Source organism: Actinomycetota bacterium (assembly GCA_030776625.1).
In the GTDB taxonomy this organism is placed as follows: Bacteria; Actinomycetota; CADDZG01; order CADDZG01; family WHSQ01; genus MB1-2.
Map to the genome: position 1 here is coordinate 130,142 of JALYHL010000002.1, position 14,093 is coordinate 144,234.

Here is a 14,093-nt window from a genome sequence, read left to right on the forward strand (position 1 = left end):
TTCTAGAAGTCGTTCCGTCAGACCGACGGCTTTAGGCGCGTAGCCTCATTGAGCGCAGTACTCGATCGAGATCCTCATCCCGGCACCTTACGCGCCGGTCACGCCCGGGAGTTCCGCGATCCAGCACCTGACCCCTGCGACGAGCTCGGCTAGAGCGTCGTCGGTGGTGCGGCCGGACGACCTTCGGACGTTGAACGCGTGATCGCCGCCCTCGATCACGAGCAGCGAGGTCGGCGCCTTCATCTTCGACCGCACGCGTTCGAGTGTGACCAACGGGCAGAAGGGATCGCGCGTCCCTTCCACCAACAGGATGGGGACGTTCAGTTCGTAGAGGTGGGCGTCCCGGATCCGCTCCGGTCGTCCGGGTGGGTGGAGCGGGTACCCCAACAACACGACGCCATCGCAAGTCTCGCCGGTCGCCGATAGATGCGTCGCGATGCGCCCCCCCATCGACTTCCCACCCAGGAACAGGCGCCGCGGCGACAGCCGACTCCGGACGCGGTCGACGACGGCCGAATAGGTCTCTTCGAGGATCGCTTGCCGGTCCGGCGCCTTCCTACCTTGTTGCGCGTAGACGAAGTTGAACCGCGCAACGGCGATATCGCCTGCTGCTAGCGAGTGCGCGACGCGCTCCATGAACGGGTGGTGCATACCCGCTCCCGCTCCGTGGGCCAGGATCAAGACGTCGTCCGTGACGGTGCCGTCGACGACCACCGACACGTCGCCAACGGACGTCGCTACGAGTTCCTCCACGCCGGGGATCATCACCTGAACGACCTATACTCCGCGTCGTTTCTGGACCCCGTGATCAAGTGCCGATGCTCGAAGGGAGGGCTCAAGGTGCTCGAGAAGATCCTCATGACGCTCTTGATCCTGGCAACGCTGGGAGCGTTCGCGTCGCGCTCGCGCGACCTCGTGGGGTACCTCCGGCTCGGCAAAGACGAGGACCGCAAGCCGAAGGACTGGGGCCGGAAGCTCCGGGATCAGATCGTGGTGGTGTTCGGCCAGCGGAAGCTGCTGCAGTGGTCGATTCCCGGGATCATGCACTTCTTCATCTTCTGGGGCTTCGTGATCCTGTTCACGACGATCATCGAAGCCTTCGGCGCCATCTATCAGGAGGGCTTCCACATCCCGTTGATCGGTCAGTGGGGACCGCTCGGAGCGCTGCAGGACTTCTTCGTCGTGGCGGTGCTGGCGAGCATCGTCGTTGCCTTCGTGATCCGGAAGATCCAGCGGCCCGGCCGCTTCCGGGGGTCACACCTGAAGGAGGCGGACTACATCCTGGTCGCGATCAGCGGCATCATGATCACGATCCTGCTGACGCGTGGCGCCGAGATCTCACTCGGGCATTTCCCGTATGACACGCGCTGGACGCCCGTGTCGGACGCGACGGCTCAGCTGTTCGAGAACTTCTCGCTCGCCACACGCGAAGCGTTGGACACCGTGTTCCTGTGGTGGCACTCGCTGATCATCCTCGGCTTCCTCGTCTACATCACGTACTCGAAGCACCTGCACATCATCACGGCCGGCTTCAACGTCCTCTTCACCTCGGAGCGACCGAAGGGTGCGCTGAAGCCGATGTACATCGACATCGAGCAGATGTCTGAGGACGATCAGTTCGGGGCCGGGAAGATCACGGATCTGACCTGGAAGCAGATCCTCGACGGCATGACCTGCACCGAGTGTGGACGCTGCCAGTCGCAGTGCCCTGCGTGGAACACGGGCAAGCCGCTGTCTCCGAAGTTGTTGATCATGGACGAGCGCGATGCGTTCTTCGAGAACGGTCCCGCGCTGCTGAAGGCGAAGCGGAGCGGCGAGGAGGCTTTCCAACAGCTCGTGGGGCAGCTCGAGCCGCTTAATCCCACGGTCGTCGAAGACGAGGTGATCTGGGACTGCACCACCTGCGGCGCGTGCGTCCAGGCGTGTCCCGTGAACATCGAGCACATCGACCACATCATGGACATGCGGCGCAACCTCGTGATGGGCGAGTCCCGATTCCCGAAAGAGATGCAGCCCGCGCTACAGAACCTGGAGAACACGGGCAACCCGTGGGGTCAGCCGCCACAGGCTCGTCTGGAGTGGATGAAGGGGACGGCGAAGCAGGAAGAGCTGAAGATCCCGCACATCTCGGAAGCTCCCGACGCTGAGGTGCTGTTCTGGGTCGGATGCGCAGGCGCGTTCGACGACCGCAACAAGAAGGTCGTGTACGACTTCGCGAAACTGATGCAGATCGCGGGAGTGTCGTTCGCTGTTCTGGGAGCGGACGAGGCATGCAACGGCGATCCGGCGCGGCGCATGGGAGCCGAGTACGTCTACCAGATGCTCGCCGAGCAGAACATCGAGCTATTGAAGGAACACAAGGTGAAGAAGATCGTCACCACGTGTCCCCACTGTTTCAACACACTGTTCAACGAGTACCCGCAGTTCGGCGGCACCTTCGAGGTCGTGCATCACACCGAGTACCTTGCTGAGCTGGTGGACAAGGGGCGTCTCCGTCCAAAGGGGGCGATCGAGAAGAAGGTGACCTACCACGACCCCTGCTACAACGCGCGGCACAACGACGTGTGGCAGGGAGCGCGGGAAGTGATCGAGGCCATCCCCGGGACCGAATACGGCGAGCTTCACCGCCACGGTCATCAGACGTTCTGCTGCGGCGCCGGCGGCGGTCGCATGTGGATGGAAGAGCGCATGGGCAAGAAGATGAACATGGAGCGGACGGACGAAGCGCTCGCGTCCGCGTCGGAGACCCTCGCCGTCGGCTGCCCCTTCTGCAACATCATGCTCGCCGACGGGATCACCGAACGCCACGCCGACTCACAGATGCAGGTCCGGGATGTGGCGCAGCTGCTGTTGCAATCGATCGAGTTCCATCCCGAGTCCAGCGCCGGGCGGAACGGCAACGGCCACGGCGATGGGAACGGCTACAGAGCGGAGGACTTCCCCGCCACCGCGGATCCCGACGAGGTGACAGGTCAGCCGGTCGGGCCGGGAGACCCGAGGACGACCTAGCCCTACTCCATCGGAGTCGGCCTTGCCGAGGACGATGCAGCACGAAGGGTCGGCTTCGCCGACCCTGACTACTTGAAGTTCTCGAAGAAGCGCGAGGGCGTCGGGCCCCGCTGCCCCTGGTACTTCGAGCCGACCTTGCTGGACCCGTAAGGGTTCTCTGCCTCCGACGTCAACTGGAAGAAGCTGATCTGGCCGATCTTCATGTGGGGATAGATCGTGATCGGCAGGTTGGCGACGTTGGAGAGCTCGAGCGTGAGGTGGCCCTCGAAACCCGGGTCGACGTAGCCGGCGGTGCTGTGAATGAGGAGACCGAGTCGCCCGAGCGAGCTCTTTCCCTCCAGTCGCGCCACGAGATCATTCGGGAGGCGCACGTACTCCGCGGTAGATCCGAGCACGAACTCGCCCGGGTGCAGGATGAAGGCCTCATCCGGCTTCACCTCGACCATCTCGGTAAGGTCCTCCATCGGCTTCTTCACGTCGATGTAGGGGTGCCGGGCGTTGTGGAAGGTCCGGAAGTACCGATCAACATGAAGGTCCACGCTGGACGGCTGTACGTCGCTCTCGTCGAAGGGATCGATGCCGATGCGACCGTTCGCGATCGCTTTGCGGATGTCACCGTCGGACAGGATCACAACAAGCCTCCAAGGTGGGAACTGACGAGGAGTCTAAGTCGGCACCTGACTGGAGCGGCGGCTTCGGTACCCTCTGCGCGTGAACGACGCGCGATCTATCCAGGAGACCTATTGGCCCGAGGGCATCTGCTTCGGGTGCGGACCATCCAACGACAAGGGCTTGCACATCCGGAGCTTCGTGAAGGGCGAGGACGTGGTGGCGGAGTGGACGCCGCAGCCACACCACCAAGCCTTCCCCGACATCCTGAACGGCGGCATCATCGGCGTTCTGCTCGACTGTCACTCGAACGCCGCCGCGTGGTGGGCGCTGAGCGACGGGGGCCGCGAGCTGGGGCCGACGGTCACGGCGGAGTACGCCATCAAGCTCCGGCGCCCGACCCCGGCGAACGGGCCGCTCAGGCTGGTCGCGCGCGCTGTGGAGGTGGAGGGAAGGCGCGCGCGCGTGGAGGCAAGGATCGAGGCCGATGGCGAGGTGACCGCCACCTGCAGCGGCACCTTCGTGCGCCCGAGGGCGCAGGAGTGACCCGCCTATAATCGCTGTCCACGGCGCTCTGGCACCGTTTCGCGGGTGTAGCTCAATGGTAGAGCTCTAGCTTCCCAAGCTAGTGACGAGGGTTCGATTCCCTTCACCCGCTCGCAGAGCGGGGGTGGTCGAAGGGGATCGAAATGACTCTGCTTCTACTTCGATTCCCTTCACCCGCTCGGAGAGTGTCTCGGAGAGCGGGGGGGTCGAAGGGGAGAGAAGTGAGTCTGCTTCTACTTCGATTCCCTTCACCCGCTCTCCATGTTCGAGAAGTCCGCTGAGTACTACGACGCGCTGTACTCGTGGAAGGACTACGAGGCCGAGGTCGCCAAGCTCCACGACCTGATCCAGGAGCACCGGCCCGGCGCGCGGACGTTGCTGGACGTCGCCTGCGGAACCGGGAAGCACCTCGAGTTATTGAGAGAGCACTACGAGGTGGAGGGCCTTGACCTCGACGCGAACCTGCTCGAGATCGCGCAGGAACGGAATCCAGGCGTGACCTTCCACGCGGGCGACATGACGTCGTTCGACCTCGGCCGCACCTTCGACGTTGTCATCTGCCTCTTCAGCAGCATCGGCTACGTCCAGACGCAAGAGAACCTCGAGCGCGCGACCCAGACGCTCGCGCGCCACGTCTCCGCTGGAGGGCTCCTACTGATCGAGCCGTGGCTACGACCGGACACGTACGAGGTCGGGCACATCGGTCTGCTCGTGGTGGACGAGGCCGAGCTCAAGATCGTTCGCATGAACGAGTCGCGGCGGGACGGCGATCTCTCGGTGCTGGACTTCCACTACCTGATCGCCGAACACGGGTCGATCGAGCACCTCCGAGAGACCCACCGCCTCGGACTGTTCACCGACGAGCAGCATGTACAGGCGCTGCGTAACGCGGGGCTGGAGGTGCGGCCGTCGGAAGATCTGAGGATGGGTCGCGGGCTCTACGTCGCGCTGAACCCTCTCTAGACCGCCTCCCCCGCCTCGAGGAAGCGCGGGCCCGCCTCGCACAGATCGAATACGGCGCACTCCGTGCACCGAGGCATCTTCGGTTTGCAGATCTTGCGTCCGTGGTCGATCAGGGCCACGTGAAGGTCGTAACGGATGTCCGGCGGCACCTTCGGTGCCAGCTCTGTATGAGCTCGTTCCGCGGACGCTTTCTCGTCGATCCAACCGAGCCGTCGCGCGACCCGATGAACGTGCGTGTCGATCGGGAACGCAGGCCTTCCCATCGAGAAGACGAGAACGCACGCTGCGGTCTTCGGACCCACCCCCGGCAACTCGCACAGGTACTCGGCTACGGCCTGATCGTCCAGCTTGTTAAGACGATCCAACGAGAGGCTGTCCTCGCGCTGCTCGATCTTCGCGAGGATCGTCTTGATCCGCTGCGCCTTGACGTCCGCGATGCCACCGGGCCTGATCGCATCGGCTATCGCAGGCCCGGGTGCCCTCGCCACCTCCTCCCAGGTCGGAAACCGTTGCTTCAACCCCGCAAAGGCACGGTCGCGGTTGATGTCCGAGGTGTGCTGCGACAACACGGTCAGCACCAGCTCGTCGATGATCGGCAGAGCCGGCTTCGGCTCGAATGGACCGTGTTGCTTCCGCAGCCGCCGCTGAACCGCGCGGATGCGTCGGGAGGTGACGCCTGCCGTCAGATGCCCGGACCTTTCGCGATCGAGGCGAACTTCGTGTACTGGTTCATGAACGCGAGCCGAACCGTTCCCGTAGGGCCGTTGCGGTGCTTCGCCACGATCAGCTCCGCCTCACCCTTGTTAGGAGAGTCCGGGTTGTAGACCTCATCGCGATAGATGAACATCACCATGTCCGAATCTTGTTCGATGCTTCCACTCTCTCGGAGGTCGCCCAGGAAGGGGCGCTTGTCGGAGCGGTACTCCACGCCTCTGTTCAGCTGCGACGCGCAGATCACCGGGATCGAAAGTTCCTTCGCCAGGATCTTCAGCGACCGTGAGATCTCCGACACCTCTTGCTGACGGTTCTCGGACTTGCGCGGCGACTGCATCAGCTGCAGGTAGTCGATGATGACGAGCCCGAGCCCGTGCTTGGCTTTCAAACGACGACATTTGGCGCGCATCTCCATCAGTGTGATGTTGGCCGAGTCGTCGATGAAGATCGGCGTCTCTGCAAGACGACCGAGCGCCGATGACAGCCGCGTCCAGTCCTGTTCCTGCAACGAACCCTTGTTCAGTCTTTGAGCGTCAACGCGCGACTCCGAGGCGAGGAAGCGCTTGACGATCTCGTGCCGGCTCATCTCGAGAGAGAAGATGACAACCGGCACGTTCTGCCGCATCGCCACGTTCAGCGCGAAATCGTTCAGCATCGAGCTGTTGTGGACGCAGAAGTCGTCCGCAATGAAGTTGCTGCCATCAGGCACAGTGAGGTCGTAGACCTCCCGCTCCCCAACGGGTGTGATCGAAACGATCTCGTCCCAGTAGAGATCGGGGCTGGCCAACCAACGGAGGTCGTCGCTGTCGAGGATCTCCGCGTAGCGAGCGAGCCTCCTCTGCGGCAGCGACCGATCGCAATGGGGATTCGACCAGCTCTTCTCGCCGGCCCGGCGCCCGAGCTCGGCCAAAGACATGCCCTTCGCCTCGAGCGCCTTCCGGATATACGCCCACACTTCCTTGGGAACGTGGCCGCAGTTCGAGTGCGGGCGCCGGTCGCGCAGCTCCTTGTACATGCGCCGGCTCTTCTCGCCGATCCACCCGATCTCTGACTGGTAGACCTCGACGGACGCGGGATCCGTGATTTCGACTCGCCACGAGCGCTCCGTCTTGCGCCACAGCTTGGAGACGATCCCGAACCGCACCAGCGCGTGGTGCACGTCTTCGGCGAGCTTCTCCGACGCAACGGTGAACTCGATGCGGGGGTAGCCGCTCATCGAATAGATGGTCCCGTCGCAACTGAACAGTGCCCGAAGGAACTCCGAGAGAACCGGCTTCGTGAACGTCCACACGCAGTCGGGAAAACTCTTCTCCTCCGCCCGCTTGCCCATGAGCCCGAGCTGGCGGAGCCACGCAGTGACCGGGTTCTTCGCGCCTTTGTTGCGGCCGCGCGCCCGGTAGCCGTAACGGACGGGACCGGTGACTGAGCATTCGGCAAACTCGCCAACTGCCGCGGAGAAGTCAGCGACGATCTCCGGATCTGCGTTCGTGAAAATCGGCGAGCGTCCGGTGAGACCACCCTCGGCAATGAAGTAGGCGAGCAACCGCGCGCGCTCGTCGGTCCACTCCGTGTTGCGCCCGAACACGCCGAGCTTCCGAGGCACCGCCAGGCGGTTTCCTTGTTGAAGGTCCTCGAGCGGCATCCAGCCGTCGACGGTAAGGAACGGGTGGTTGCCGGTCGCGGTGATCGTTCGGCCGGTCTTCGTGCGCACCTCGAAGCACTCCTTACGGCCGCTTGCGATCCAGTCGCTGATGGCACTCGGTCTAATCCGCCCGTCGCCCCCCACGCCCATAACACTCGGACGCCGTTGTTTCACAACTTCCCCAATCCCGATGCGGGCGCCAGTGAGGGGATCGTCGATTCTGGAAGTTGCTGGAAGGCACTTCCCCATCGCCGGACGGGCGGCCAGGATGATCAGGTTCGACTGCTGGAAGCCCGACGTCATCTCGTCGAGGTCCGGGAACCCCGAGGCGAGACCCGTGACGCTTTCGCCGCGGTCGTAGAGCGCTTCGATGTCGAGCATCGACTTCGTGAGCAACGGTCTGATCGGCTGGATGTCGTCGCGCAGCCTGCGATCGCCGACGGAGTAGACGATCTCCTCCGCGGTGTCGACCGCCTCGTCCACCGAGCTAGGTAGCGAGAAGCCGATCTCTTGGATCTCGTTGCCGGCGGTGATGAGACGCCGCAGCAGCGCGTGCTCCTCGACGATGCGCGCATAGTGCTTCGCGGACGACGCCGTCGGATAAGCGTCGATCAACCCCAGGATGTAGGGGCGACCGCCGATGAACTCGAGCTTTCCGCGACGCGCAAGCTCCTCGGCGGCCGTGATCGCGTCCGGAGCGTCACCCCGTCCATAGAGGTCGACGATCGCTTCGTAGATGGCGGTGTGAGCGGGCTTGTAGAAGTCCTCCGCCTCGAGGATGTCGATCACGTTCGCGATCGCTTCCTTCGACTCCAGCATGGCGCCGAGCACGGACTGCTCCGCGTCGATGTTGTGGGGCGGGATGCGGTTGGGCATCGGGGTCGCTGCTGCGAGCGCCAAACTTCCCTCCTGGATAGCTCGAACGTACGTTCGTCATTGTGGCGCGCAGGTACGACAGAAACGTGGCTATCTGTCCACCCGGGGGAAGGTGGCTCGCGCGATCGATCGCACGAGCGTCATGAAGAAGCTACGCGCTAGCCAGCGCGAACAACAAGGGCCACAGCCTGTTGATTAGGCGGCAGCACCTGTGGAGGAGGGGCTAGTCCGAGGAATTCGGCGTAAGCCGAAGACGTCGCAGCACGAATGGTCGGCTGCGCCGACCATGACTACTAGCTATTCATCCTCTTCGTGCGCGATGACTTCGACGGTCACCAGCGCGTTGACCTCGGCGTGGAGGTGCACCTCGATCTGGTGCGTGCCGAGGGTCCTGATCGCCTCGTCGAGACGGATGTTGTGGCGATCGATCTTCTCTTCCAGCTGATCCTCGATCGCACGAGCGACGTCGGACTTCGTGACGGAGCCGAACAACCGCCCCTCCTCTCCGGCGCGGGCGGAGATGTAAACGGGGGTCGAGCCGAGACGCGCCACCTTCGCTGCAGCGGCTTGCTTCTCGCGCTCGTCCTTCTCAGCCCGAGCGCGCTGCATCTGGTCCGCTTGCTTGAGAGAGCCGCGGGTTGCCACCATGGCGAGGCCCTTCGGGACCAGGAAGTTCCGTGCGTAACCGTCGGCGACGCTCACGACGTCTCCCTTGCGCCCGAGCTTCTCTACGTCGTTCGAAAGGATGACCTTCATCTCGCGGATTCCTCTATCTCGATGAGTACGGGAGCAATGCCATCTCGCGCGCGTTCTTCACCGCGGTCGCGACGAGCCTCTGGTGCTGCGAGCAGTTCCCCGTCACGCGGCGGGCGCGGATCTTGCCGCGGTCGCTCATGAACTTGCGCAGCAGAGCGATGTCTTTGTAGTCCACGTAGTCCTGCTGGTCGGCGCAGAACTGGCAGTACTTCTTCTTCCCTCGCCTTACGACCGGCGGCTTGGAGCTACGCCTATCTCTGTCTCGTGCCAACTGCTAGAACCCTCCTTCTTCTTCTGGTGCGCCGCCCACCGGAGCGGGCGAGCCCCAGCCGCCTCCTTGCGGAGCCGCTGCGGGAGCGTCGGCCGCGGGTGCACCCCAACCCCCGCCCTGCGCCGGCTGACCCCACGAGCCGCCGCCCTGGCCGCCCTGGCCGCCGCCGAAGCCGCCACCGCCGGACCGCTGGGACTTCTGAACGGTCGCCGTCGCCCAGCGAAGCGTGGGCCCGACCTCGTCTACCTGGATCTCGATGCGAGAGCGCTTTCCGCCGTCGTTGTCTTCCCACTTCTGCTCTTGCAGGCGGCCGATGACCATCACGCGCGTGCCCTTCTGGAGCGACTCCGCCACGTTCTCGGCCATGTCCCGCCAGCAGCTGCAGCGGAAGAACCCGTCGTTGCGGTCCTCCCACTGGTCGCCCTTCTTGACGCGGCTGTTCACCGCGACGGTGAAGTTGGCGACGGGAAGCCCAGAGGGAGTGAAACGAAGCTCCGGGTCATCCGTGACGTTTCCGACGATCGTGACGCTGTTCTGTAGTCCTGCCATGTTCCCGCTCCTTACTTGCCGTCGTCGCCCGTACCCGGACGAACGATCTTTCCTCGGATGAACTCGTCGGAGATCTGCAAGGTGCGCCTGAGTGGCTCGATCGCCGCCTCCGGCGCGGAGAACGTAGTCACGAAGTAGTAGCCCTCGTGCTGGTGGTCGATCTCGAATGCGAACCGGCGTTTGCCCCACCTGTCTACGTTCGCGACCTCGCCCCCGTTATCGCCGATCGCAGAGCTGAATCGCTCGACCGCCTTCTGGATGTCGCCCTCTTCCAGGCGCGCATCGACGACGACCATCGCTTCGTACTTCCGCATGACTCCTCCTCCGGACTCGAGCCTGACGGCTCCGAGGCCCTCCCGCGACGTAGGCGCCTGAAGGGGCGGTCGGCCGGGTTGGGCAGGGGACGGTGCAGCCGATGTGGCTGCTCTTTCGCTCATGGATGCTAGCACCTCCTTTCTTCGAGCCTCCGCCCGGCGGATCGAGCTGTGACGCTCCATGCTGCTCCGACGACGGGACTTTAGGGAGAGGGTGTGACAGATGCTCGCGCTCGAGGTCAGCCACCCGATTCCAACGCCGTCCGGAGTCCCGTAGCCGGGGCGGGTTCCTCCGCAACCTCTTCCGACGCCGGTTCCACCCGTCGCCGCACCGCCAGGAACGCGATGAAGAGGGCCGCGAGGAGCACCGCCCTCGACCAGACCCCCGCGATCATGAGCTTCTTGAAGAAAGTGAAGTCCTCGCCCTCGTAGATGAAGTCGTAGAACCACCGGAAGACTCCGACATAGACCCCGAGATCCACCAATGAGTAGGCGACCCACCACGCGATGGAGACGTTCGTGAGCGCGAAGAACGGCAGGATCCACAGCGTGTATTGCGGCGAGTGCACCTTGCTGAACAACAGGAAGGCGGCGACCATGGCAGCCGCGACCTCTAGAAATGGATAAACGCTCCCGTCTCGGCTGCGGAACCAGCCGACCACCAGCGCCGCGAGGAACGCGAGCGCCGTCATCCCCCCGGTCACGACGTTCAGCGTCGCCGCATCGAGCGTCGAGAACCCCAGGTTCCAGATGGAGTCGAAGTTGCCGACCCGAAGCGAGTGGAACCGGTAGGTGGCGATCCATCCATCGAAGTTCGCCAGCGCGAACGGGAGGTTGATGCCCACGAGCGTTCCGGCCCCGGCGAGCGAGACCGTGACTGCCCCCCGCCAACCGCGCCGCCGTCCCGCGTACAGCGCCAGTGGCGCCAGCAGGAAAACCGGGTAGAGCTTGAAAGCTCCACCTACGCCCAACAGAACGGCCGCGGCTATATCTCGCTCGCGCCACCAGAACCAGATCCCGCCCACAGCGGCGGCAACCGCGAGCAGGTCCCAGTTGTGGAACGAATAGAGAACGAGAGCCGGCGCCGCCGCCCACATCAGTGCCCGCGGGCCCCGCATCCGCGCGAGCAGGTACGCCGTCACCATCGCGAACGGCATGAGCAGGATCGCGGTGACGCGGAGGTACGAGTTCGGACCTTCCACCAGCAACCCGCTCAGCCACATGAAGACCCCGGTGAGAACGGGGTACTCGATCGCGCCGCCCGATAGCTTTTGGTCTCGGAGCCGACCCTCGACATACGGGAACGTGTCGGAGTCGATCTCGCGCAGCGCGTAAAGGGCCTGCACGTCGTTGTAGCAAAGCCGCGAGTACTGCCGACCGTCCCAGCCCTCCGCCGCGGTGCACTGCGCCTTCAGCATGAAACCGCCGAGGAGCATCAGGGCGCACGTCGCCAGAACGAGGCTCAGCCAATCGCTGCTGCGGAACCGCGGTCCTGTTGTGGCTACGGATCTTCCTCTTCGTCGTTCCGCCCGCTAGGAGACGGATCGATGGGCGGGGGTGACGGTGGAGGTGACGGCTCCTGTGTCGGCTCCGGAGAGGGCTCGGCGGGCGGTTCCGGAGAGGGCTCATCCGTGGGCTCGGGCTCCACCGTCTCGACCGGCTCCACCGGTGCCTCGGGAGCGGTCGTCGTCACGGGAGCCGGAGGCGCCTCGTTGATCACCTCGTCGGGCAGATCGACCGGCGTCGGGAACTCGAGGATCTCCATCTCGGCCGTCGCTTCTCTCATGTAGTTCGCCCAGATGACGGCCGGACTCACGGGTGATCCACCACCGGTGACCTCATAGCCGTGAACCGGCCGACACAGGTTCGGGTCTTCGCAGTAGCGCATCTCGGGGACGACGTCGTCGGGCGTCCCGATCTTCTTGTCGGGCCCGGGCTCGAACGGGTGGCCCTCCCACACGACGGTCGCGAGCTGCGGTATGTACCCAGCGAACCACGCATTGCCGAAGTTCTGCGTCGTTCCGGTCTTGCCCGCGACGGGTCGCCCGATGTCCGCGACGGTTGCCGTTCCGGCCTCGACCACGTGCGTGAGCGTCTGGTTCAGAACGTCGGCGACGTTCTCTTCGACGACCTGCGTCACCTGGGGCGTCGTCTCCTTCTCGCACTCGCCCTTCTGCTCCCTGTACTCCTTGACGCAGTTGCCGAGAGAGTCCTCGATGTAGGTGATCGGCATGACCTCCGGGAGCCGCCCCCGGCCCGCCATCGCGGCGTAGGCGCGTGCCATCTCCAGAGGCGTGACGTCGGTCGCGCCGCCGAGCGCGAGCGAGCAACGCGGCTCGATCCGTGGGAGTCCGAACTTCGGCGCGAAACCAAGGTCTTCTACGAGGTCGCGTACCTTGTCGGGCCCAACTTCCGCGATCAGCTGCGCGTAGACGGTGTTCACCGACTGGGTCGTGGCTTGATCGAGCGTCAGCGTCCCGTAGGACGCCTCCGCATAGTTCGTCGGCTCCCACGGGTCGAGGTCGCCGTCGCCGTCTTCGTCGCCGGTGCAGGCGGGCTCGTCGATCGTGATCGGGCTCTGTCCGGAGAAGGTAGAGGTGGGTGAGATCCCCTCCTCGATCGCGGCCAACAGCGTGAACGGCTTGAACGCGGAGCCGGGCTGCCGACCCGGAGGATCGGACGCATAGTTGAACCCGCGCGCCTTCTTGATATTCGTGAAGTCGCGCCCCCCCACGAAGGCACGCACCTCTCCTTTCGGAGTCATCGAGACGACGGCCGCCTGCGGGTCCTCCTTCTCCGTGAGGATCTGCTCGATCGCGGCTTCTGCCTGCTCCTGCATCGTTAGATCGAGGGTGGTGTGGATCTTGAACCCGCCGGTGTACAGCTTGTCCTTGTACTCCGGATACAGATAGTCCTTGCGCAGCCACTCCATGAAGTAGGCCGCCTCGGAGTCCTCGAGCTCCTCCTTGGTCTCGCCGGTGAGCTTGACCTTGCCTCGCGACGCTCGGTCCGCTTGGTCCTCCGTGATGAAACCCGCGTCGAGCATGAGCCCGAGCACGCGGTCGCGGCGCTCCCTCGCCCCCGCTTGGTTCTGGTCGGGCTGGTAGCTCTCCGGAGCGGGGATGATGCCGGCGAGATAAGCAGCCTGCGCGAGCGTGAGCTCGTGAGCCTCCTTCCCGAAGTACACATCCGCCGCGGCCTGCACCCCGTAGGCGCCCCGCCCGAGATAGATCGTGTTCAGGTAGAAGCCGAGGATCTGGTCCTTCGAGTACCGGCGCTCGAGCTTGATCGCCAGGATGGCCTCTTTCGCCTTGCGGGTCACCGTCCTAGACGGGTCCTGCAACACCGCGTTCTTGACGTACTGCTGCGTGATCGTGGAGCCGCCCTGGGCGATCTCTCCGCCGGTCAGGTTCGCCCATGCGGCTCGAGTGATCCCGCGAACCGAGACGCCGTTGTGCTCGTAGAACTGGCGGTCCTCGGCGGCGATCACAGCTTCCCCGATGTACGGCTTCTTCTTCAAGAGCTCCTCGGTGTCGATCAGGAACCGCTTGATCTCGTCGGAGTAGGTGCCGATCAGCTTCCCGTTCACGTCGAACACCTCCGCCGATGAGTTCAGCTTGATGTCCTGCGGAAGCGGGATCGCGGCGAAGGCGTAGGTGAGCGCAAGGATCCCGCTCCCGACGAAGATCGCGCCCAGCGGCAGGAGCCACCCGTAGCGCAGCAGGAACCGCTGCAGTTTCGATCTCGGCTGCGGCTTCTTGCTTCTGGTAGAGCGCGCGGGGGCGCCTGCCCCGGCCCTAGCCGCGGGCTTGTTCTTCGTCCTCATCCGGCTCAGTTTAGGTGC

The 14,093-nt window shown here is 64.4% G+C and carries 13 protein-coding genes and 1 tRNA gene; 4 read left to right on the plus strand and 10 right to left on the minus strand.

The genetic code is table 11. The features are described from left to right. Positions 1-87: 87 nt before the first annotated feature. Positions 88-753 (minus strand): alpha/beta fold hydrolase, encoded by a 666-nt coding sequence (locus M3N53_04815; GenBank protein ID MDP9067659.1) that lies wholly within the window; start codon positions 751-753, stop codon positions 88-90. A gap of 87 nt (positions 754-840) precedes the next feature. On the opposite strand from M3N53_04815, the gene M3N53_04820 reads away from it, so the two are divergent. Then, positions 841-3,009 (plus strand): heterodisulfide reductase-related iron-sulfur binding cluster, encoded by a 2,169-nt coding sequence (locus M3N53_04820; protein MDP9067660.1) that lies wholly within the window; start codon positions 841-843, stop codon positions 3,007-3,009. Between the two features lie 68 nt (positions 3,010-3,077). Here M3N53_04820 and dcd read toward each other — a convergent pair whose 3' ends face one another. After that, a complete protein-coding gene (gene dcd / locus M3N53_04825) occupies positions 3,078-3,641 on the minus strand; it encodes a dCTP deaminase (protein ID MDP9067661.1) in 564 nt (187 codons plus the stop codon). A gap of 79 nt (positions 3,642-3,720) precedes the next feature. On the opposite strand from dcd, the gene M3N53_04830 reads away from it, so the two are divergent. From M3N53_04830 to M3N53_04840, 3 genes are all read left to right on the plus strand, one after another. Beyond that, positions 3,721-4,164 (plus strand): PaaI family thioesterase, encoded by a 444-nt coding sequence (locus M3N53_04830; protein ID MDP9067662.1) that lies wholly within the window; start codon positions 3,721-3,723, stop codon positions 4,162-4,164. A gap of 41 nt (positions 4,165-4,205) precedes the next feature. Further along, positions 4,206-4,276 (plus strand) — tRNA-Gly (locus M3N53_04835). A 149-nt stretch (positions 4,277-4,425) separates the two neighbouring features. Beyond that, positions 4,426-5,127 (plus strand): methyltransferase domain-containing protein, encoded by a 702-nt coding sequence (locus tag M3N53_04840; protein MDP9067663.1) that lies wholly within the window; start codon positions 4,426-4,428, stop codon positions 5,125-5,127. On the opposite strand, the gene M3N53_04845 is transcribed toward M3N53_04840, so the two are convergent. The 8 genes from M3N53_04845 to M3N53_04880 all read right to left on the minus strand — a co-directional run bounded on the left by M3N53_04845 (position 5,124) and on the right by M3N53_04880 (position 14,075). After that, positions 5,124-5,705 (minus strand): endonuclease III, encoded by a 582-nt coding sequence (locus tag M3N53_04845; GenBank protein ID MDP9067664.1) that lies wholly within the window; start codon positions 5,703-5,705, stop codon positions 5,124-5,126. The genes M3N53_04840 and M3N53_04845 overlap by 4 nt on opposite strands. Positions 5,706-5,809: 104 nt before the next feature. After that, entirely contained in the window at positions 5,810-8,383 is a 2,574-nt protein-coding gene (gene dnaB, locus M3N53_04850; protein ID MDP9067665.1) for a replicative DNA helicase, read from the minus strand. Positions 8,384-8,656: 273 nt separating this feature from the next. Further along, positions 8,657-9,115: a 50S ribosomal protein L9 gene (gene rplI / locus M3N53_04855; protein MDP9067666.1), complete on the minus strand. Its 459-nt coding sequence runs from the start codon at positions 9,113-9,115 to the stop codon at positions 8,657-8,659. 13 nt (positions 9,116-9,128) lie between these two features. After that, complete coding sequence (rpsR, locus tag M3N53_04860; protein MDP9067667.1) at positions 9,129-9,386, minus strand: 30S ribosomal protein S18; 258 nt, start codon at positions 9,384-9,386, stop codon at positions 9,129-9,131. A gap of 3 nt (positions 9,387-9,389) precedes the next feature. Continuing rightward, the gene (ssb, locus tag M3N53_04865) at positions 9,390-9,935 is read right to left on the minus strand and encodes a single-stranded DNA-binding protein (protein ID MDP9067668.1); all 546 of its coding nucleotides are present in this window, start codon (positions 9,933-9,935) and stop codon (positions 9,390-9,392) included. Positions 9,936-9,946: 11 nt separating this feature from the next. Next, entirely contained in the window at positions 9,947-10,249 is a 303-nt protein-coding gene (rpsF, locus tag M3N53_04870) for a 30S ribosomal protein S6 (protein ID MDP9067669.1), read from the minus strand. Between the two features lie 239 nt (positions 10,250-10,488). Further along, positions 10,489-11,685: a glycosyltransferase 87 family protein gene (locus M3N53_04875; GenBank protein ID MDP9067670.1), complete on the minus strand. Its 1,197-nt coding sequence runs from the start codon at positions 11,683-11,685 to the stop codon at positions 10,489-10,491. 65 nt (positions 11,686-11,750) lie between these two features. Further along, a complete protein-coding gene (locus M3N53_04880; GenBank protein ID MDP9067671.1) occupies positions 11,751-14,075 on the minus strand; it encodes a transglycosylase domain-containing protein in 2,325 nt (774 codons plus the stop codon). Positions 14,076-14,093 lie beyond the last annotated feature (18 nt).